Origin of the sequence: Neobacillus drentensis NBRC 102427 (assembly GCF_001591445.1) — a bacterium.
In the GTDB taxonomy this organism is placed as follows: Bacteria; Bacillota; Bacilli; order Bacillales; family Cytobacillaceae; genus Neobacillus; species Neobacillus drentensis.
The window spans coordinates 14,519-36,400 of record NZ_BCUX01000030.1; the positions used below are offsets into that span (position 1 = coordinate 14,519).

Sequence of the window (21,882 nt, forward strand, 5' to 3'; positions counted from 1 at the left end):
TAGTATTATTGTTCCAAGTAAGGAATAGTGTTCCTGGTGTGAAACTAAATTAATAGTAAAACCTCATTCCTAAATGGCCAAATGTAAGAGGAGGATGAAAATTGAGAAATGTTGTCATTATTGATGCAGTACGTACTGCGGTGGGACGAATTGGAGGCAGCTTGAAGGATGTAGAAGTAGACTTCCTTGCTGCAAAAGTTATCGGAGAAATTGTATCACGAACAGGAATTAATAAAAATGAAGTGGAAGAGGTGATTTTGGGACAGACCAAACAAAGTGCGGATACTCCTAATCTGGCCCGATTGGCTCTTTTGCGTGCAGGACTTCCAGTTGAGGTCCCAGGTTATACCGTTCACAGACAATGCGGTTCAGCACTTCAGGCCATTAATAATGCAGCCATGCAAATTATGAGTGGGTTATCAGATGTAATCATAGCCGGCGGCGCCGAATCAATGAGTACAGCACCCTATTATATAAGAAAGGCTCGCTATGGATTCGGTTCAGGAAATGGAGAGATTGTCGATCCTAATACGGAAAGTCAACCTCGTTCACAGCCAATTGAGATCTATGGGAATCTCAACATGGGATATACAGCGGAAAATTTAGCCGAGCAGTATAAAATATCGAGAAAGGAACAGGATGAATTTGCCTTTCGCAGTCAGGAACTTGCCCAAAAAGCAATACAGAATGAGCGGTTTCGAAAGGAAATTGTTCCTTATGAAGTCAAGCAACGAAATGAAGTAAAGACTTTTGAGATCGATGAGCACCCGCGTTTAACCAGTTTGGAAAAGATGGGGAATTTGAAACCGGTGTTTAAAGAAAACGGTACAGTAACTGCGGGAAATAGCAGTGGACGAAACGATGGGGCTTCTGCCGTTTTAATGATGTCGGAGGACGCCGCATACAAGTATGGTTTTAAACCAAAAGCAAAAATTATTGCTCAAGCTGTTTCAGGGGTGTCTCCGGAAATTATGGGGATTGGCCCGGTTCAGGCTACGAAGAAAGCGCTATCTATGGCAGGTCTCGCTTTAAATGATATCGGTTTAATTGAATTGAATGAAGCCTTTGCTGCTCAAGCTCTTGCTGTAATAAAGGAACTTAATTTGGATTTAGAAAGAGTAAATGTAAATGGCGGGGCCATTGCATTAGGTCATCCTCTTGGAGCTACAGGTGCCATTCTAATGACAAAACTTTTGCACGAAATGGAACGAAGAGAAGAAAAGTATGGATTAGTCACACTCTGTATTGGCGGGGGTCAAGGTATTACAACGATCGTAGAAAATATGCAAATTTAGTGAATTTTTTTTGAGAATAATGTCCCGTATACGGAATTTATATTCCGAATGCGGAATAATAAACATAAGCAAATACTTGGAGGGCTTAGAATGATTAATCATATCACAGTGATTGGCGGTGGCACTATGGGAAGAGGTATCGCCTATACCGCTGCATTAGCTGGGTTTGAAGTAACTTTACAAGACATATCTAACGAAGCGATTGAAAACGCAAGAGAATATATCGAAACTTTGTTAAATAAAAACGTGGAAAAAGGATACGTCCAATTAGAACAGGGGACAGACGCAAAGAAAAATCTTTCTTTTACAACGGAGCTTGCAGAAGCCGTAAGTCAAACCGACTTGGTCATCGAAGCGGCCTTAGAAATTATGGAGTTGAAAATCAATATCTTTAAGCAATTAGATGAGCTGGCACCAGCCCACGCTATCCTGGCTACAAATACTTCAACAATGAGTCCGACCGAAATTGCAGCCGCAACGGGAAGGCCAGATCAATGTATCGCCATGCACTTCTTTAACCCGGTTCATCGCATGAAATTAATCGAGGTTATTCGAGGATTGGATACATCTGATTCGACAGTAGAAGTGGTTAAACAAGTAGCGGAAAAGCTGGGGAAAGTAGCAGTTGAAGTCAATGAGTTTCCTGGTTTTGTAACAAGCCGAATGAATTGTCTAATTGGAAATGAAGCCATGAACATGCTAATGGAAGGAGTGGCGTCAGCCGAAGACATTGATAAAGCCCTTAAGTATGGTTTAAATCATCCGATGGGTCCACTTGAATTGGCAGATCTTGTTGGATTGGACAGCCGCCTACGAAATATGGAATATCTGTATCATCAATTAGGAGAAAAGTATCGACCATCCCCTTTGCTTGTGAAATATGTTAAAGCAGGGCGATTAGGAAGGAAATCAGGCCGGGGATTTTTTGATTACACTAATAAATAAGAAATGGGAAGGAATGTGGAGAATATGAATTTTCAATTATCAGAGGATATTAAGTTTTTAAAACAAAGCATTCGGGATTTTGTTGATAGCGAAGTGGATCCGCTTGCAATGGAAATTGAAGAAAAGGATGAAATTCCTGAAAAAATTATGAAAATGTCTAAGGAAATAGGCTTATTTGGATTAAGCATCCCGGAAGAATACGGCGGAACGGGAATAGGAATGGTTGGCAAGTGTGCGATTTACGAGGAATTAGGTAGAACACATAATGGATATACCACCGTCATCGGTGCCCACACAGGGATCGGTTCTGTTGGGATCGTAGAGATGGGAAATGAAGAACAAAAGCGAAAATATCTGCCCGCAATGGCAAGAGGGGAAATGATCGGTGCCTTTGCTTTGACAGAACCTAGTGCAGGCTCACATGCAACGAACCTGAAAACAACCGCGGTAAGAAAAGGAGATAAATATATCTTAAATGGGAGCAAACATTACATAACAAACGCTCCTATCGCGGATGTCTTTACGGTGATGGCAGTAACAGATCCATCGAAGGGAGCAAAAGGAATTACCTCCTTTATCGTCGAGAAAGACTTTCCTGGGTTCACCGTCGGAAAAAACGAAAAGAAAATGGGTCTTCACGGATCCCATTCCGCAGAAATTTTCTTTGAAGATTGTGAAGTCCCTGTAGAAAATGTGCTTGGTCGAGAGGGACAAGGGTATGTCAACGCTTTGAAAATTCTTGCCAATGGCCGGGCGGGACTTGCAGCAAGAAACCTAGGTTCTTGCGATAAGCTTTTAGAGATGTCTATTCAACATGCAAATACTAGAATTCAGTTTGGTAAACCGATTTTTGAACAACAAATTATTCAACATTATTTGGCTGACATGGCTGTTGATATAGAAGCCTTAAGAAGCATGACCTACCGAGTGGCATGGATGGTAGACCAAGAGATGAAGGTCATTAAGGAAGCGGCCATGGTAAAACTGCTGGGTTCCGAGGTTTATAATCGTGTCGCAGATAAAGCAGTACAGATTCACGGAGGAATTGGTTATATTGCTGAATACCCTGTGGAACGTTTTTACCGGGATGCAAGAATAACCAAGATTTATGAAGGAACATCCGAAATCCAAAAAAATATTATTGCATCACAGTTAAAACGGGAATATCTCTAAATTGGTAGAATAGGAGGATTTCAGATTATGAATATTTTAGTTTTAGTGAAACAGACCTTTGATACGGAAGAGAAAATTGTGATCCAAAATGGACAAATTAGTGAGGAAAATGTTGAGTTTATCCTTAATCCATACGATGAGTATGCAGTTGAAGAAGCCGTCAAAATCAAGGAAGATTCAGGGGCAGGAATAACTGTATTAACGGTTGGGCCGAACAGGTCTGAGAGCGTTTTGAGAACAGCACTTGCTATGGGAGCAGACAAAGGGGTTATCGTTGAATTAGAGGAACAGGCAGACGAGTATGCCATCGCCAAGATCATCAAAGCAGCAATTAAAGGGCAGGAGTACGATTTAGTCCTCGGTGGAAATATGGCGGTAGATTCTGGATCCGGCCAAGTTTCCATTCGGGTGGCTGAAGAATTAGGTATACCTCAAGTCGCCACGATTACCAAACTCTCTCTTGAAGGCAGTAAGGCAATCGTTGAACGTGATATTGAGGGAGACGTAGAAGTGATTGAAGTGAATCTTCCCTTCCTGGCAACAGCTCAACAAGGATTAAACGAGCCGCGTTATCCATCTCTTCCAGGGATTATGAAAGCAAAGAAGAAGCCTCTTGAACGTTTCACATTAGAGGATCTGGAGTTATCTGAAGATGACTTAGCTACGCGAACAACTGTTCAAGATCAATATTTGCCACCAAAGAAACAAGCAGGAAAAGTTTTAGAAGGCGAAATTGGTCAACAGGTTCATGACCTTGTTAATTTGCTTCGCAGTGAAGCTAAAGTAGTCTGATTATTTTGGTGAGAAGGGGAAATCACATGAGTAAAAAAGTACTTGTTTTTGTAGAAAGCAAAGATGGAAAGCTTCGCAATGTCTCTTTTGAAGCCTTGACAGTAGCCAAGCAGCTGGCGGGTGGAGGTGAAGTCATTGCCGCGTTATTTGGTACCGGAGCAACTGAATTTGTACAGGAAGTAAGTCAATACGGATCCAATAAAGTATATGTTCTGGAAGACGAAGTCCTGGTAACTTATACGACCGATGGATACACCCAAGCACTATGTCAGGTCATCGAGGACGTGCAGGCCGAAGTCATTCTGATGGGCCATACAGCAATTGGAAAAGACGTGGCCCCAAGAGTGGCTGCAAGATTTGGTGCTGGACTCGCTTCGGACTGCATAGGAGCAGATTTGGAGAATGGCGACATCGTCTTTACTCGTCCCATTTATGCAGGGAAAGCTTTCCAAAAGAAGGTATTTAACCAGGGTAAGGTCTTTGCAACGCTAAGGCCGAATAACTTCGAGCTAAAAGAAAACCCTGTCCAAGCTGAGGTTGTTTCATTCCAACCTGTTATTAAGGATTTAAGGACAATTGTTAAAGAAATCGTTCGCAAAACGACAGGTGGAGTTGATCTGAGTGAAGCAAAAGTGATCATATCCGGCGGCCGCGGCGTGAAAAGCAAAGATGGATTCCAACCTCTTCAGGAATTAGCTGAAGTTTTGGGCGGTGCGGTCGGTGCTTCACGTGGAGCATGTGATGCTGATTTTTGTGATTATGCTTTACAAATTGGACAAACAGGAAAAGTTGTCACTCCCGATTTATATATAGCTTGCGGGATTTCCGGTGCCATTCAGCATTTGGCCGGAATGTCCAATTCGAAAGTGATTGTGGCCATCAACAAGGATCCGGAGGCTCCAATTTTCCAAGTAGCGGACTACGGAATTGTAGGCGATTTGTTCGAAGTTGTTCCTCTTTTAACGGAAGAATTTAAAAAAGTATTGGTTCTCAGTTAAATATCAAGTTACAGATATGTATGTTGAAATATGCTGGTGATCTAAGTCCCCTCTTAATAAATAAGAGGGGACTTATCCTCGGGACCTAGTATCTCCTTCCAATATGATATGTGAAATGGAATAATTACCCATCAATTTTAAAGTTCAAATCTTTTTTCTATTATTATTATTTAATCTGGAGCGTATTCGAAACTAACTAAGAATTAACAATGGAGGGAACAGGATGTTATTACTACTGAATTTTCTTGCTTTCCTAGCCGTGACAGGATATGCGGTTTATTTGTTTGTCCAACTCGTTTACAGCCGGTATTTGTTTGTGAAGCTTGGTAAAAAAGTCGATTTTGAGCCCAACCTTAAAGAACGAATCAATGCGGTGTTAGTGAATGTGTTTGGCCAGCGAAAATTGTTTAAGGACAAGAAAAGCGGTCTTATGCACTTAGTATTGTTTTATGGATTTTTTATCATCCAGGTAGGACTCGTTGAAATCATTATAAAGGGATTTATCAGAGGTTATGAATTTCCTTTCGGCGGCGCATATAAATATTTCAGTCTCTTGCAGGAGTGGACTGTATTCCTCATGTTGTGTGCTATGGTATATGCTTTTTATCGCCGATATATTGAGAAGCTGAAGCGGTTGCAATTGAAGAGAGATGCCAAAGCAGCGTTTGTTATTATAGCTCTAATTACGCTGACTATAGCGATCCTGCTTACGTTGGGATTTGAAAAGGTTATGCTGGGGCAAAACCCCGATTTCTCCCATGCTCCATTCTCCGGAGTGATTACTGCAGCGTTCTCAGGTATCGGAAAGGCGGCAGGTACCGCTTTGTTCTATCTATTTTGGTGGCTGCACCTGTTAACCGTGTTATCTTTCATGGTGTTTGTACCGCAGTCGAAGCAAGCGCATGAGTTGTTCGCGATGTTTAACATCTTTTTCAAGAAGGTTGGTCCTGTTGGAAAATTGAGAAAGATTGATTTTGAAGACGACGGTGTAGAGGAATTCGGGGTCGGGAAAATTGAGAATTTTACCCGGCAGCAGCTGATCGATTTGTATGCATGCGCAGAATGCGGGCGTTGCACAAATATGTGCCCGGCTTCAGTAACCGGGAAGACATTATCTCCCATGCATCTGATCGTTAAGATGAGGGATCATTTGACAGAAACAGGAGCCTCGATTACTTCTCGTAGTCCCTGGATGCCTAGTTTTGTTTCCGGCACTTCTGCATTAGCCCCTTCATTAACAGCTGGATTAGCTGCTCAGGAAACTGCGTCAACGGTTGAAATGCCTAATTTGATCGGAGATGTGATTACCGAGGAAGAATTGTGGGCTTGTACGACATGCCGGAATTGTGAAGACCAATGTCCGGTTGCCAACGAACATGTGGATAAAATCATTGATTTGAGGCGTTATTTGGTTATGACTGAAGGCAGTATGCCTAACGAGGCTACACGATATTTTCAAAATATTGAGCGACAAAGTAACCCATGGGGAATTAACAGGAAGGAGCGTATCAAGTGGCGCGAGGAACGTGATGATATCAATGTTCCAACGGTAAATGAGGTAAAAGAATTTGAATATCTGTTTTGGGTTGGATCGATGGGATCTTTTGATAAACGAAGTCAAAAGATTGTGCAGTCATTTGCCAAAATTATGAACACGGCCGGTATCAGCTTTGCCATTCTTGGTAACGAAGAGCGAAATTCCGGAGATACGGCACGCAGAATGGGGAATGAATTCTTATTTCAGCAATTATGTCACGATAATATCGCTAACTTTCAGGCCTATGGTGTGAGGAAAATCGTAACCATCGATCCCCACGCTTATAACACATTTAAACATGAATATCCCGAGTTTGGTTTGGAAGCGGAGGTTTATCACCATACTGAGCTGATTTGGAAGTGGATCCAGGAAGGCCGGATTAAACCGGTGAAGGAAGTTAACGAAGCGATTGCTTATCATGATTCCTGTTATCTGGGCCGCTATAACAACATCTATGATATTCCACGCCAAATTCTTAAATCTGTTCCCGGCGTAAAAATCTTAGAGATGGAACGGAATAAAGAGAATGCCATGTGCTGTGGAGCCGGCGGCGGCAGGATGTGGATAGAGGAAACGCAAGGAAAACGGATTAACGTAGAACGTGTTGAACAAGCGCTCGATCTTAGTCCAACAATGATCGGAAGTAACTGTCCGTACTGCTTAACCATGTTAACCGATGGGACGAAAGCAAAAGAAGCAGAAGATCAAGTTAGAACAAGGGATATAGCGGAGATTGTTGAAAGTTCATTGGCAGGATAGTAGCTTGCAAGGAGTGCACATATAAGAATGGGCTGCAATTTCTATCAATACAACAGGAAATGTGATCTTGTTATTTATTGTACTAAAGGCCCTTTTAAATCAAGGAGTGAATCAAAATGGCATATCAAAATATTTTAGTAGAACTAGAAGAACAAATTGGGATTATTAAGCTCAACCGACCGGAAGTCAGAAATGCATTGGATGCTCAAACCTTGACGGAAATAAGCTATGCATTGGAAACTCTGGAAAATGATGAAGGAGTTGGGGTAATCGTTATTACGGGAGCGGGGGAAAAATCATTTGCAGCTGGAGCGGACATCAGGCAACTAAGAGAAAAGCAGCCATTAGATGCTCTCATTCCTGGGATGTCCGGTGTTTACCGCAGAATCGAAAATTGTAACAAAGTAACGATTGCAGCCATTAATGGATTCGCATTGGGTGGGGGCTGTGAACTGGCAATGGCCTGTGATATTCGTATCGCTGCTGATCATGCAAAATTCGGGCTCCCGGAACTTAATTTATCCATCATTCCGGGTGCGGGAGGAACCCAGCGTTTAGCCCGGATCATAGGAAAAGGAAGAGCGTTAGATATGATTTTGACTGGCGATATGTTAACCGCAAAACAAGCAGAGGATATCGGTCTAGTTTCCAGGGCCGTTCCGATGGAAGAATTGTGGCAGACGGTAAAAGCGAAAGCGGAAAAAATTCTAGCAAAGGGTCCGTTTGCTGTCAGAATGGCCAAACTTGTTATTAATCATGGATTTGATAAAGATATGGACACGGCGCTTATGATTGAAAAACTGGCACAGGCCGTATTGTTTGGGTCTCAAGATAAAAAAGAGGGGACACAAGCATTTCTCGATAAAAGGCAGGCTCACTTCAAAGGAATGTAAGAGAAAAATTGCAAACAATTACATAAAGGAAAGAAAACAAAAAGTAGCTCCGAAAACACAATTTTCATCTTGTATTTGGGGCTACTTGTCATTAACTTTTCTTTAAAGTCGATAGGGTGACTTAGTACTTGGTTACAGCAACTTTATTTAATTCAATTAAGTAGTAACTTTATTCAATTATTTGGCTGTTGGTTTCTCTTTCCCCATAGAGTCAAATAATTGTGTAGATGATAAGGCATTGAATGGTAAAGTTACATTGTGTTTAAGCCCTTCGTTATACGCAGCTTTTAAGTCTTTAAGTAAAACAGCCAAGGCAGTGTCTGCTGTCCATTCAGAAACATCGCTCCAATTTCTAACTACCCAGCTATCACCGGTACTCACTTTTAATAGGTTTAATACTTCTTCTTGAGGTAAGTTATAATGTTTTGCTAATTTAAGTCCTTCAGCTAAACCATTCATGTTAATACCTAGAATCATATTATTAGCTAATTTTGCTACTTGGCTGTTTCCTGGTTCCTCGCCATAGTAGAATGTGTTGGATCCAATCGCATCAAAGTATGGTTGGAAAGATTTCACGATTGTCTCGGAGCCTGATGTCATAATCGATAATGTTCCAGCTAGAGCACCTGAAGCACCACCGCTTACGGCAGCGCTAATTAATCTCAAATCACTTTCTTCTTCGACCTTTTTGCCCAATTCATTCATTGTATCAGGGTCAAGTGTACTCATAACAATAATTGTTTTACCTTTTGGTTGGGCAGATAATAGAGCACCTTCACCAAAAATAATGTCGACATTTTGGGCATAGTCACGAACCATGGAAATAATCGCATCGTCCGCTTGTTCCGCTACTTCTTTTAAAGTTTCGACCATTGTGAATCCTGCAGCTTCTGCCTTCTCGTAAACACCTTTAAAAGCATCATAACCGATTACTTCAAAACCAGCTTTCTTTAAATTAACCGCCATCGGGAAGCCCATTGTTCCTAATCCTACAAATCCAATCTTTTTACTCATGATAAATTCCTCCTATATCATAATAAATTAAATTTTTATTCACATTTTGTTCACACTTAGTATACATCTCCTATTGACATGAGTAAAATGAATTAAAGTAATGTAACATATGTATATAATTCATGGATTGGAGATAATATTCATGAACAACTTCCTTTATAGTATCCAAATACAAAATTTTTACTAATTAAACTATGAAAAAATGGAATGCATCGTATGAGTTATATGTATTTTACGAATAACGAAAACTACGGTATAGTGAGTTTTGTCACATGCGAATAACGTTTTAGGAGGAAAATAACATGGAAACAGATCGTTACCAAAGAGGATTAGATATTATGAATGAGATTACTGTAACAGATAACCAGGAAATTGGAACACACAGTGATATTATAGCCGCATTTAAAGATATTGCACCTGATTTAGAAAGTTATATTGTTGAATTTGCCTTCGGAGATATTTATTCAAGAGAGGGCACAACTCCACAACAAAAAACGATTGCCACAATCGCTTCTCTTGTAGCTTTAGGTACTGAGCCGCAATTGGAATTGCATATTAACGTAGGAATTACAATTGGATTAACTCCAAAGGAAATTGTTGGAACTGTAGTGCACTTGATTCCCTATACAGGCTTCCCTAAGGTCTTGAATGCTCTAAAAATTGTTAAAAAAGTTTTTGCTCAAAGAAATGTAGAAGTTACGAATAAAGAAATGCAGCCACAACAATAAAACAGCTAACACGCCTTAAACGCCACCTGCTAACCCAGGTGGATTTATTTTACTGAGAATGTGAATAATTGCACATAGATTTAAAAAATACAGCAGGAATTAACTAAGAGAGCAGGAGGATATTAAGTGAGTAATACGAGTGAAAAACTTTGGACAAAAGATTTTATTATTATGTCCATCATTAACTTCATAATAATGATTATTTTTTATTTATTAATGGTTACAATGGCTTCATACGCTGTAAAAGAATTTCATGCTTCAGTTTCACAAGCTGGTCTTGTAGCAGGAATTTATATTGTCGGAACATTAATAGGTCGAATCGTTACAGGTCGAATTATTAACAAAGTTGGTACGAAAAAAATATTAATGATTGGTCTAATTCTATTCCCGATAACCATGTCATTCTATTTTATTCAAGCGGGGATTACCGTATTGATCATTAGCCGTCTGGTAAATGGCTTTGCAGTTGGGATTGCTTCTACAGCTATAAGTACAGTCGTAGCGCAAATTTTACCAATTTCTCGTAAAGGTGAAGGAATTGGTTATTACAGTATGAGTTCAACACTTGGAACAGCCATCGGACCGTTCTTTGGTTTGTTTTTGAGCCAACACACTCATTATTCTGTTATTTTCATGTTGTGTATGGTTTTTGCCATTTTAGCGCTAGTCAGTGCCTTATTTACAAAAATATCGACAATCCAAGCACATACGGTTCAAGAAGAAAAAGGCTTTCATATTTCTCAATTTATTGATGGAAAAGCACTTCCTATCTCTATTTTGACATTATTATTTGCATTAGGCTATGCAAGCCTAATTGCTTTCCTTAACTTCTTTGCAGAAGAACGGGATTTACTTAGTGCATCAAGTTTTTTCTTCTTAGCATACGCTATAGCAGTTCTTTTCACACGTCCATTTACAGGTCGTATGATGGATACAAAAGGTGCTAACTATATTGTATATCCATGTGCAATTCTCTTTGGAATAGGTTTACTTCTTTTAAGTATCTCGCATAGTTCTTTCCTTCTATTACTTTCAGGCGCTATCATTGGTATTGGTTTTGGTAATCTTTCTTCTGCATTTCAAGCTCTTGCGATTAAAGTAACGACGCCAGAAAAAATGGGATTAGCTACTTCCACCTACTTTATTGGTTTAGACATAGGACTTGGATTCGGTCCTTATTTCTTAGGATATTTAGTACCGGTCCTTGGCTACAGCAATTTGTATGTAGGGTTAGGTACTTTAATGTTTGTCCTAATTATTTTATATCTATTCTTACATGGTCGGAAAGACCATTTAGTATTAAATAATAATGAAATACGTTTAAAAGAGATGTCGTCTAATTAATCGCGATTTACTTTCACATTGAAGCTCTCGTTTTGAATAACCTTTATTCAAACGAGAGCTTTTTTCGATAGATTATTGAATAGATTTTTATAAAAAGGTTACTGACGGATAGAATGCACTACTGTTTTTCATTTTCATGATTAGGAGGTAATTCAGCTGAAATATACTGGATAAATTCACAAACTGCAGGTGAGGCGTATTTCTTTTTTTTTGAAATTAATCCTAGATTCCAAGGGAAGCTTGGATTGACGATGGGAATCGCCTTAATTAAATCTTGATCAACTTTTTTGGCAATGGGTCTTGGGAAAATCGATATCCCTAAGTTTTCGCCAATCATTCCACTAATAAAATCCCACTCAGAACTTTCATAAGCAATTTCCGGACGAAAACCAGCTCGTTCGCACTGTTGAATAATGAGTTCATGAATAGCAAATTCTTTCTTAAATAAAATGAAGATTTCATTTTGTAACTCTTTCAGTTCAACTTTTTCCCTCTGCGCTAATGGATGGGAATGATGTACAAACAGCGACAGTTCTTCATAAAAAAAAGGAACAACATCAAACTCCTTTTCATCCACCGGTAACATAACCACACCAAGATCTAATATTCCGTCTTTGATTTCCTGTTTCACTTTTTTTGAATCATCTTCAAAGAGTTTTATTTTGATATCGGGGTAAAGATTATTGAATCCTTTAATGATTTTTGGGAAAAATAAAAAACCAATTATTGGCGGTATGCCAATTTTTATTTTTCCTTTTTTTAAGTTCATTAAATCATATAGGTGAATGGATAAATCATTTACCGATTCCATTATCATTTCCCCCTCCGCTAAAACGATTTCGCCGGCATCCGTTAATTCAATTTTCTTTGCGGAACGGTCAATCAGTTCTACATTTAATTCACCTTCCAAACTTTTGACTACTTTGCTTAGTGTAGACTGTGACAAATGGAGGGATCTCGAAGCTTTAGTAAAACTTTTGTATTTGGCAACTTCAATAAAGTAAGTGAGGTGACGTATGTCCATGAATGTAATCTCCAATCTATGAATTATATACATATGTTTTATTCCTAAAATTCATTGTACTCATATAAATAGTAGATGTATACTAAGTGTGAACAAAATGTGAATAATGCAGAATATCCCCATATTTTACTACGAAGTGTAATAGTTGACTTTCCCTGCTATTACTATTTAAATTATTAATATTCAGAATAATTGAGAGGTGAGTACTATATGTCCCTTGATCCTTTTTCAGAATTGGTAAAAAAAAATGATATTGATCTACTCAAAAAAAAATATCATGAAAAATGGAAAAACTTCTTCTTCAATCCACTTCAAATCGGGAAGCAGCCTACGGAATTAACTGAAATAAGAGATGTAATTTTACAGTCTTGGAATCGGAGTAAGCAATATAAGGATCTGAATCCGATGATTCAAGGGTCAGTAAAAAATATCTCTGATGAAGAGCTCAAAGAAATAAGGGGAAAAAGTGAAGTTTTTTATCTAGCGCAGCCAGTACTTAAACAGGCGGGTCAAGAACTTTCTAATTATAAACATGTACTCATGTTTTGTGACAGTGATGGCATAATTTTAGATCATTATGGAGATCATCCTGTAGCTCGTCATATAGGAAACTCAGTGAATGCAAATAATGGGGCTCAGTGGTCAGAACGTTGGGCAGGAACCAATGCAATTGGTACCTCAATTATTTTGAAACAGCCTGTTCAGATTTTTTCTTCCGAACATTTTTCTCATAGTTGTCATGAATGGGTGTGCTCATCAGCCCCTATTTTGGATCCGCTTACTAGTGAATTGTTAGGGATCATAAACCTCTCTACAACTAGTGATAGTTACCATACTCTTAGCATGATGAAAACCGTTGGAATTGTGAATCAAATTGAAAGGATCCTATTTCACAATTACTACCAAGCACGTGAAATGATGCAAAACATTTACATTGAAGCGATTAGGAAATGGAAAAACCAGATTGTTATCTTATGTAACTCACAAGGTGAAATTCTAAGGATAAACAGTGATTCTCAGGTCGATGAGATCACATCGTTAATGTCACTTACAGTAGAAAACAAAGAATTGACCACGAAAAAGGAATGGGAGGATGAAGTAACTCTTCATGGCGGTCAATATCAGGCAAGATACAAAAAAATTCTTTGGTACGATAGATTCATAGGTTTAATTGCTATTTTAGAGAAAAAGAATAGAATAAGTCATTCAACTGCTAACCATAATCACTATGCAAAGTACTCTTTACAAAGCTTATTTGGCAAATCAGAAGCATTTAAGAGCACCATTCAATTAGCTCGAGTTGCGGCCTCAAGTGATTCTAATGTTTTGATTACCGGAGACAGCGGCACGGGGAAAGAGTTAGTTGCCAGCGCCATACATCAGGCAAGCAACAGATCTGATTATCCTTTTATTGCTTTGAATTGTGCTGCTATACCAAAGGATTTGCTTCCTAGTGAGCTTTTTGGATATGTGGCTGGTGCCTTTACAGGTGCAAATCCGAAAGGAAGCATAGGGAAGTTTGAATTAGCGAATAAGGGAACACTTTTCCTGGATGAATTAGGTGATATGCCTCTGGATTCACAAGTACAACTGCTTCGGGTAATACAGGAGCAGGAAATTATCCGAATCGGGGATAAAACACGTATCCCTATAGATGTTCGCGTCATTGCAGCGACCAATAAAAATCTTCCTGAAGAAATAGTAGCAGGGAAATTTCGGAAGGATCTTTATTACCGGCTTAATGTCTTTCACATTGAATTACCGGCATTACGATATCGTTCAGAAGATGTTCCATTACTATCTGAAAATTTTGTGCAAAAGCTGACCATAAAAAAAAATCACGGTCCATACCATATAACTGAAGAAGCTATGGAAATATTAAGAAGTTATTCTTGGCCCGGAAATATTCGTGAGTTGGAGAATGTGATGGAATATGCAGTCAATTTTTCAGTCAACGGTATCATTACCCCTGAAAGTCTACCAAAACATTTCCATAACCCAAAGACCTTACCTATTAATACGGTGAAAATAAATCCCGTCAATCAGGCTGAATTAGAGTGGATTAAACAAGCGTTAAAACGTTCAAAAATGAACGTCACAGATGCAGCGAAAGAATTAAACATGAGCCGCAGCACCCTTTATCGAAAATTAAAAAAATTGGGTTATGATATCAAAAATTTAAACTAACAGAATAAGTACAATAACAAAAGGAGGCTATCGAAGCCTCCTTTTTGTTATTGTATGCAATTGCCTTATACACCATTAACCTGAATTATCAGCTTCTTCCTGTAATGTATCAAAAGTGAGAATAGTTATCGCAAAATTAGGAATTGTTGAATAGGTAGGGTTCATTTCCCATATTTCTAAAATTCGTTGTTTCAAATTTACTACACTTAAAAAAAACAAAATTAAGAAAATACAGAAAATACCTTAAAATTTAGTTTGGCACGGTAATTGCATATTAATTATGTGATTCAACTAAGAAGGCTTAATAAATGAAACCGTATTCAATGAAAAGGTGAAAATAAGCCCAAAAACTAAGGAGGAAAACAATTATGAAATCAATGGAACAGAAAACAAAAGCTATCTCAAAGGAAGCAGATTATCTACGGGCATTGTACCAGGAATGGAGCGACCGTATGGAGGCAAATCCGAACATGACGGTAGCGGATTTCCGAAGCCTTTTTGACGAATGGGAAAAACCTACGTTTGAGCCTGAGGATGTGACTTATAAGACGGATAAGGTAGGTGGTGTCGATGTCATCTGGGCATACCCTATTGGGTGCGACAAATCGAAAGTATTAATCTATACTCACGGCGGCGGGTTTGCCGTAGGATCTTCTTCAAGCCACCGGAAGCTGGCTGGCCATATGGCCAAGGCACTAGGAGTGTCATCTGTAGTATTGGATTACCGCCGCAGCCCGGAGAATCCTTTCCCAGCACAATTGGAGGATGCTGCTTCTGTTTACAAAGCTTTACTCGCATCAGGCATTAAGGCAAAGGATATCGGTACAATCGGCGATTCTGCAGGAGGAAACCTTGCTGTTGCATCGGTGCTGAAATTCCGTGAATTGGGTCTTGAACTTCCAGGTGCCGTTATTGCTTTCTCGCCATGGCTTGATATGGAACTAACCGGCAGCACGCTTGAAAGTAATGCCGCTACCGACGCGCTGATCACCGTCCCATTGCTCGAAGGAATGATTAGTATGTTTATGGGTGATGACATTTCGAAGACTCGTGATCCATTAGCCAACCCGCTGCACGCCGATTTCAATGGCTTTCCACCGCTTTACATCAACGCGGGTGGAGTCGAAATGCTACTGGACGATGCGCGCCGTTTACATACTCGCGCCACTGAGGCCGGTGTACAAGCCACACTGTCAGTTGTAGATGGAATGCAGCATGTTTTCCCATGCCTGGCTGGTCGCGCTCCTGAAGCGGATGAGGAAGTCAGCAGGATTGCAGCTTGGTATCGGGCACTGTAAAAATAGGGACTAGGGGGAAAATATAATGAATCAACACAATAATGATAAGACAAAAGGGTTAGATTTCGATGCGGTTGTTGTTGGGGCCGGGTTCGGCGGCCTTTACGCTGTTCATAAACTCCGCAATGAACTTGGCCTAAATGTACGTGCCTATGATAATGGAGCAGATGTCGGCGGCACTTGGTACTGGAACCGCTATCCGGGAGCACTTTCGGATACCGAGAGCTTTCTCTACCGCCTCTCTTTTGACAAGGAACTTCTTGAGGAGGGGGATTGGAAGCACAATTACCTAACGCAGCCGGAAATCCTTGGCTATATGAACACCGTTGCTGACCGCTTCGATCTACGACTCAGCTATCAGTTCAACACCAAGGTTACAGCAACCCATTTCAATGAAGAGACTAACTTTTGGGAGGTCACCACTGATAAGGGCGAAACTGTCACAGCGAAGTTTCTAGTTACCGGGCTTGGGCTTCTTTCAGCAACGAATGTGCCTAAATTTAAGGGTATGGAGACCTTCAAAGGTGAACAATATCACACTGCTAGATGGCCAAGCTCAGGCGTTGACCTGAAGGGTAAACGAGTAGGCGTAATTGGTACTGGTTCAACCGGGGTTCAGGTGATTATTGCCACTGCCCCTGAGGTCGAGCATCTAACGGTTTTCCAACGGACTCCGCAATACAGTGTACCGATTGGATTAAGGGTACAATCCGATGCTGAAAAAGCGGAAATAAAGGCAAATTACGAAGAAATATGGAAACAGGCGAAATCCTCAGCTGTGGCCTTCGGTTTTGAGGAAAGCACGATATCAGCGGTTGAGGTTTCGAAAGAGGAACAAGAGCGTGTATTTGAGGAGGCATGGAATACTGGGGGCGGATTCCGCTTTATGTTCAATACCTTCAGCGATATTGCCATCAATCCCGAGGCTAATGAGGCTGCGGCCAATTTCATCCGCAAGAAAATCAAAGAGATCGTTAAGGATCCTGAAACGGCACGTAAGTTGATGCCAACCGGTTTATATGCCAAACGTCCGCTGTGTGACAACGGCTACTACAATACATTCAACCGAGACAATGTCTCACTCGTCGATGTCAAGGAGAACCCGATTGTAGAACTTACACCAAATGGAGTGCGTACAACGGATGGCGAATACGAATTGGATGTGTTGATCTATGCCACTGGATTCGATGCAGTGGATGGAAACTATACCAAGATCGACATGCGCGGACGCGGTGGTGTCACGGTGAGCGAAAAGTGGGCGGATGGACCGACGGGGTATCTCGGCATGACAAATACCGATTTCCCAAATCTGTTCATGATTCTCGGTCCAAACGGTCCTTTCACAAACCTGCCGCCAAGTATCGAAACTCAGGTCGAATGGATAACAGATACCGTGAAGTACATGGTCGATAAAGGCTTCAGCACGATCGAACCAACAGTGGAAGCCGAGAATGATTGGGTTGAAACCTGCCGTTCAATCGCTGATATGACCTTGTTTCCAAAAGCTGAATCGTGGATTTTCGGTGCGAACATCCCTGGTAAGAAGAATGCGGTCTATTTCTACTTGGGAGGTTTGGGGAATTACAGAAAGGCGTTGGAAGAGGCGGGTTATAAGAACTTTGTTTTCGACCACGCCATGGCTAACGTGTAACGTGGAATAAATTAGTACTACTAACGGAGCCGGGGACAGTACAGTCCTTCCCGGCTCTAAATATTCATGAGAATAAAAATGAATCCCGCTGATTTCCGGGCCTCTGCTTAACTATCAAACAATAAATGAGTAGAATAGGAGAATATTATGTATTTAAGTCAGCAAACTTTTAATTCTGCTTTACCTACAAATGTGATTTTTGGAGTAAATAGTGTCGAGGAAAACTTAACAGTAAAAATTAAAGAATTCAATAAATCAAAAGTTTTTATAGCTACTGATCCAGGGCTTGTTAAAGCTGGAATTCCAAATAGGATACAATCTCTTTTAAATGAAAACGGGATTAATGCAATCGTATTTTCAGAAATCGAGCCCGATCCTCATGCTGTAACAGTAATGAAGGGGGCGGAGGTATATAAGGCCGAATCATGTGACATGATTCTCGCGGTTGGTGGAGGAAGTGCAATGGATTTCTCAAAAGCCGTTGGAGTAATGGCTAGTCATCCCGGCCATATCCTTGATTATCGCCGTGGTGAAAAACCGGTAGTTAACGAAATTCCAACGTTGTTTGCTATTTCTACAACAGTTGGTACTGGCTCTGAAGTAACGACTGTTTCCGTAGTCACTGATCATGAGGCAGGGAGGAAATATGTTGTTGCTTCACCCGTATTGGCTCCTAAGATAGCATTTGTTGATCCATTGTTAACCATTTCACTTCCACGCCATGTAGTTGCAGCTACAGGCATTGATGCATTGGTTCATGCGCTTGAAGCTTTTACTTCTGTAAAATCAACCCCAATTACTGATGGCTTAGCCCTTCAAGCAATTAAAATGCTCAAAGATCATTTGCCGCCAAGTTATGCACATCCTAATAACCTTGAAGCAAGATCACAAGTGCATTTAGCAAGTACAATCGCTGGGATGGCTTTTGGTCTTGGTGGTGTTGGGCTTGTACACTCTTGTTCCCATCCGATGTCGGCTATTTACCATGTTCCGCATGGTCTGGCGAATGCGATTCTATTACCTTATGTTTTTAAACACAATCTAATCTCAAACTATAAAAAATATGCAGATATTGCTAGAATCTTTGATCCTTCTTTAACGTTTGAAAATGATAAATTGGCAGCGGAACGACTAGTGGACTTACTAAATGATTTTACTCAATCATTGAATATACCAAAAGATTTTAGTTATTTAGGAATTGAATTTACAAAGGAAATGGTCGATCGTTTAGCGCATGATGCAATGGAAGATAAAGGGACCATTCCAAATAATCCGCGAAAAGTTTTCAAAGAAGATGTGATTGAAATCTATAATAAGGTTTTACCATTCTATCAAGAAGGGGAATCAGCAGAATAATGTATATTAATGGGAAATGGATAGAAACTGAGCAAGTATTAGAAGTCAAAAATCCTGCAAATGGTAAAGTGGTTGATAAAGTATTTTTAGTTGGAAAAGAAGAGACACAACGTGCTATTGAAGCGGCCAAAATTGCCTTTCCGGCATGGTCTGGACTAACTGGAGAACAGCGTGCTTCTTACCTACATAAAATAGTTGATATTTTAGTAGAAAAAAAGGAGCACCTTGCCCAAACCATTACGAAAGAAATGGGGAAAACAATTCATAATGCCCGTTATGAAGTAGGGAATACAATTGCTTTCTTTCAATGGTATGCGGAAGAAGCACGCCGTGTTTATGGTGATCTGGTTCCTCCATCTGCACCAAATAAAAGAATTTCTGTTCTAAAGCAGCCAATTGGAGTTGTTGGGGCAATTACGCCATGGAATTTTCCGTTATCAATGGCTGCAAGAAAATTAGGTCCTTCATTAGCTGTTGGTTGTACGGTTGTATTTCGGCCATCACGTGAGGCACCTTTATCATCTCTAGAGCTTTTCAAAGTGTTTGATGAAGCCGGTCTTCCGGAAGGTGTTGTGAACCTTGTCATTGGAAATTCTTCTGAAATTGTTGGAGAACTAATGGCCAGTGACACGGTCCGAAAAATTTCATTTACAGGATCAACAGAAGTCGGAAAGAAGCTCATTCGACAATCTGCTGACACAGTAAAACGTGTATCCATGGAGCTTGGTGGACATGCTCCGTTTATCGTATTTGAAGATGCAGATATCGACCTTGCCATTGAAGGCGCTATTAGCAGTAAGTTTTCATCAACTGGTCAACAATGCGTTTGTACGAATCGTATTTACGTACATGATTCCATTTATGACACATTTGCACGCCGCTTTGCGGATAAAGTTTCATCCATGAGAATTGGTGATGGATTAGATGAAAATACCCAGTTAGGTCCTTTAGTGAATCAGGAGGGTGTTGATAAAGCACATGATCATGTTACCGATGCAGCAGGGAAAGGAGCTAGAATTCTTTGCGGTGGTAAAGTGCCAACTGAGAATGAATATGAAAATGGCTATTTTTATTTACCGACGGTCCTTGCAGATGTTAACGAAGCGATGAAAATTACCTATGAAGAAACATTTGGTCCTGTAGCGCCATTAATTCGCTTTAGCAATGAGGATGAGGTTGTCGAAAAGGCCAATAACATAGAATATGGGCTGGCTTCTTATTTTTATACGAATGATTTGTCAAGAGCACACCGAGTTGCAGAAAAACTTGAATATGGAATGGTAGGTGTGAATGACCCGGCACCATTTGCTGTGCAAGCGCCATTCGGAGGGGTTAAACAAAGCGGATTAGGAAGAGAAGGTGGTCGGTATGGCTTGGATGACTATCTTGAAACAAAATTAGTTTCTGTAGCAATTCGTAGTGAAAATCGGTAAAAAACGAAATGGTATCAATAATGCAACTATCATTTCTGTAGAAAATTAGTAAGGATAATTTTCAGAAATTTAACATTATTATGAATCAACAGCGAAATTAGGAGGTTTCAGATGAAAATGGATGAAAGCGTTAGAAAAAAACAGATGAAGAAGGTTGCTCTAGCTAGTGTTGTAGGAACATCTATCGAGTGGTATGACTTTTTCCTTTATGGAACAATGGCTGCACTCGTTTTTCCACAATTGTTCTTCCCAGAATCTAGTTCTTACATGGGAGTCTTACAATCTTTTATAACACTATTTGTAGGCTTCTTGGCTCGTCCTATTGGAGCCATAATCTTTAGCAGTTACGGTGACAAAGTTGGGCGAAAGGCTGCTTTGGTTACTTCCTTATTGTTAATGGGAATTAGTACTACCCTTATGGGATTATTACCCACTTATCATAGCATTGGTACGGTCGCACCGATTTTACTTGTCCTATTAAGATTTATTCAAGGGATTGGTGTCGGTGGAGAATGGGGTGGTTCGGTCACTCTTTCAGTTGAGTGGAGTTCGAAAAAATCAAAAGGTTTAACGGGAAGTATGACGCAATTGGGTGTTCCAATTGGTATGATATTCGCTACTTTAGTTGTTTCTCTTTGTATGTCCTTAACAGGAGATTCCTTTGAAGCTTGGGGTTGGAGAATTCCATTTCTTCTGAGTTTTGCTCTAGTATTTATTGGTTTATATATCCGATTAGGGATTGAAGAGTCTCCAGAATTCGAGAAGTTGAAAGAAGAGAAGGCCACAGCAAAGCAGCCAGTCTTGGAAACTATTAAAGGATATCCAAAAGAGATTCTTTTAGCTGCTTTTACACGTCTTGCAGATAATATTCCTTTTTATATATGTACAACATTTACTGTTTATTACGCTACAACTCACCTTCATATGGATAAACAATTGATCACGAATGCTGTATTGCTCGTTGCGATCACATTCTTATTTATTGTACCTTATGCAGCTCATTTGTCTGATAAATTTGGACGAAAGAAAATTATGTTCTCTGGAATGATCATGACACTTTTAGGAGCTTTGCCGTATTTTTATTTAATAAATACAAAAGAGCTAGTACTTATTGCAATCGCTATTGTCCTTTTAAGTATCGGCCCGGCTGTTATCTATGGTCCACAAGCAACTCTACTTGCTGAAATCTTTCCTGTACATTTAAGATTTAGTGGATCATCCCTTGCCTATCAATTTGCTGCTATCATTGCTGGTGGATTGGCACCTACAATATCCTTAACATTACTAGAGAAATTTAAAAGTCCCTATGCCATCACTATGTATATCGTCGTTTGTTGCGTCATCTCTATTACGGCTTTAACCCTCCTTAAACCAAAAGATAAACAAACACAAATTATCGTTGAGGAGCATGTTCGAGCTAGCAATGAGTAAATAAGAAAATACATTTAGAATAGT

The 21,882-nt window shown here is 40.0% G+C and carries 17 protein-coding genes; 15 read left to right on the forward strand and 2 right to left on the reverse strand.

The window, feature by feature from the left end:
* The first annotated feature begins 101 nt into the window (after positions 1 to 101).
* From BDR01S_RS15510 to BDR01S_RS15540, 7 genes are all read left to right on the forward strand, one after another.
* Positions 102 to 1,295: a thiolase family protein gene (locus BDR01S_RS15510; protein WP_066256304.1), complete on the forward strand. Its 1,194-nt coding sequence runs from the start codon at positions 102 to 104 to the stop codon at positions 1,293 to 1,295.
* Between the two features lie 93 nt (positions 1,296 to 1,388).
* Positions 1,389 to 2,240: a 3-hydroxyacyl-CoA dehydrogenase gene (locus BDR01S_RS15515; protein WP_235846584.1), complete on the forward strand. Its 852-nt coding sequence runs from the start codon at positions 1,389 to 1,391 to the stop codon at positions 2,238 to 2,240.
* A 24-nt stretch (positions 2,241 to 2,264) separates the two neighbouring features.
* Positions 2,265 to 3,413 carry an acyl-CoA dehydrogenase family protein gene (locus BDR01S_RS15520; protein WP_066256300.1) on the forward strand — a complete coding sequence of 383 codons (1,149 nt, stop codon included), beginning with the start codon at positions 2,265 to 2,267 and terminating at the stop codon, positions 3,411 to 3,413.
* A gap of 27 nt (positions 3,414 to 3,440) precedes the next feature.
* Positions 3,441 to 4,205, forward strand: a complete 765-nt coding sequence (locus tag BDR01S_RS15525) for an electron transfer flavoprotein subunit beta/FixA family protein (protein ID WP_066256297.1) — start codon at positions 3,441 to 3,443, stop codon at positions 4,203 to 4,205.
* 26 nt (positions 4,206 to 4,231) lie between these two features.
* The gene (locus BDR01S_RS15530; protein WP_066256295.1) at positions 4,232 to 5,203 is read left to right on the forward strand and encodes an electron transfer flavoprotein subunit alpha/FixB family protein; all 972 of its coding nucleotides are present in this window, start codon (positions 4,232 to 4,234) and stop codon (positions 5,201 to 5,203) included.
* A 223-nt stretch (positions 5,204 to 5,426) separates the two neighbouring features.
* The gene (locus BDR01S_RS15535; protein ID WP_066256292.1) at positions 5,427 to 7,499 is read left to right on the forward strand and encodes a (Fe-S)-binding protein; all 2,073 of its coding nucleotides are present in this window, start codon (positions 5,427 to 5,429) and stop codon (positions 7,497 to 7,499) included.
* Positions 7,500 to 7,615: 116 nt separating this feature from the next.
* Positions 7,616 to 8,392, forward strand: a complete 777-nt coding sequence (locus BDR01S_RS15540) for an enoyl-CoA hydratase/isomerase family protein (protein WP_066256289.1) — start codon at positions 7,616 to 7,618, stop codon at positions 8,390 to 8,392.
* A gap of 177 nt (positions 8,393 to 8,569) precedes the next feature.
* Here the strand turns inward: BDR01S_RS15540 and BDR01S_RS15545 are convergent, their stop codons facing one another.
* Entirely contained in the window at positions 8,570 to 9,406 is an 837-nt protein-coding gene (locus BDR01S_RS15545) for an NAD(P)-dependent oxidoreductase (protein ID WP_066363243.1), read from the reverse strand.
* Between the two features lie 302 nt (positions 9,407 to 9,708).
* On the opposite strand from BDR01S_RS15545, the gene BDR01S_RS15550 reads away from it, so the two are divergent.
* On the forward strand, positions 9,709 to 10,134 hold the full coding sequence (locus BDR01S_RS15550; protein WP_066256284.1) for a carboxymuconolactone decarboxylase family protein: 426 nt from the start codon (positions 9,709 to 9,711) through the stop codon (positions 10,132 to 10,134).
* A gap of 126 nt (positions 10,135 to 10,260) precedes the next feature.
* Positions 10,261 to 11,478: an MFS transporter gene (locus BDR01S_RS15555; RefSeq protein WP_235846582.1), complete on the forward strand. Its 1,218-nt coding sequence runs from the start codon at positions 10,261 to 10,263 to the stop codon at positions 11,476 to 11,478.
* 118 nt (positions 11,479 to 11,596) lie between these two features.
* Here BDR01S_RS15555 and BDR01S_RS15560 read toward each other — a convergent pair whose 3' ends face one another.
* Positions 11,597 to 12,502, reverse strand: a complete 906-nt coding sequence (locus BDR01S_RS15560) for a LysR family transcriptional regulator (RefSeq protein ID WP_066256281.1) — start codon at positions 12,500 to 12,502, stop codon at positions 11,597 to 11,599.
* A gap of 234 nt (positions 12,503 to 12,736) precedes the next feature.
* Here BDR01S_RS15560 and BDR01S_RS15565 point away from each other — a divergent pair, with 234 nt between their 5' ends.
* The 6 genes from BDR01S_RS15565 to BDR01S_RS15590 all read left to right on the forward strand — a co-directional run bounded on the left by BDR01S_RS15565 (position 12,737) and on the right by BDR01S_RS15590 (position 21,858).
* Positions 12,737 to 14,689 carry a sigma-54-dependent Fis family transcriptional regulator gene (locus BDR01S_RS15565; protein ID WP_169801446.1) on the forward strand — a complete coding sequence of 651 codons (1,953 nt, stop codon included), beginning with the start codon at positions 12,737 to 12,739 and terminating at the stop codon, positions 14,687 to 14,689.
* Positions 14,690 to 15,057: 368 nt separating this feature from the next.
* Positions 15,058 to 15,987 (forward strand): alpha/beta hydrolase, encoded by a 930-nt coding sequence (locus tag BDR01S_RS15570; RefSeq protein WP_218007875.1) that lies wholly within the window; start codon positions 15,058 to 15,060, stop codon positions 15,985 to 15,987.
* A gap of 25 nt (positions 15,988 to 16,012) precedes the next feature.
* Positions 16,013 to 17,638, forward strand: coding sequence for a flavin-containing monooxygenase (locus tag BDR01S_RS15575; protein WP_066256274.1), 1,626 nt, complete (start codon positions 16,013 to 16,015; stop codon positions 17,636 to 17,638).
* Between the two features lie 147 nt (positions 17,639 to 17,785).
* Complete coding sequence (locus BDR01S_RS15580) at positions 17,786 to 18,994, forward strand: iron-containing alcohol dehydrogenase family protein (protein ID WP_066256270.1); 1,209 nt, start codon at positions 17,786 to 17,788, stop codon at positions 18,992 to 18,994.
* Positions 18,994 to 20,427, forward strand: a complete 1,434-nt coding sequence (locus tag BDR01S_RS15585; RefSeq protein WP_066256267.1) for an NAD-dependent succinate-semialdehyde dehydrogenase — start codon at positions 18,994 to 18,996, stop codon at positions 20,425 to 20,427. Before BDR01S_RS15580 ends, BDR01S_RS15585 begins: the two co-directional genes overlap by 1 nt.
* 111 nt (positions 20,428 to 20,538) lie before the next feature.
* Complete coding sequence (locus tag BDR01S_RS15590) at positions 20,539 to 21,858, forward strand: MFS transporter (RefSeq protein ID WP_066256265.1); 1,320 nt, start codon at positions 20,539 to 20,541, stop codon at positions 21,856 to 21,858.
* The last annotated feature ends 24 nt before the right edge of the window (positions 21,859 to 21,882 follow it).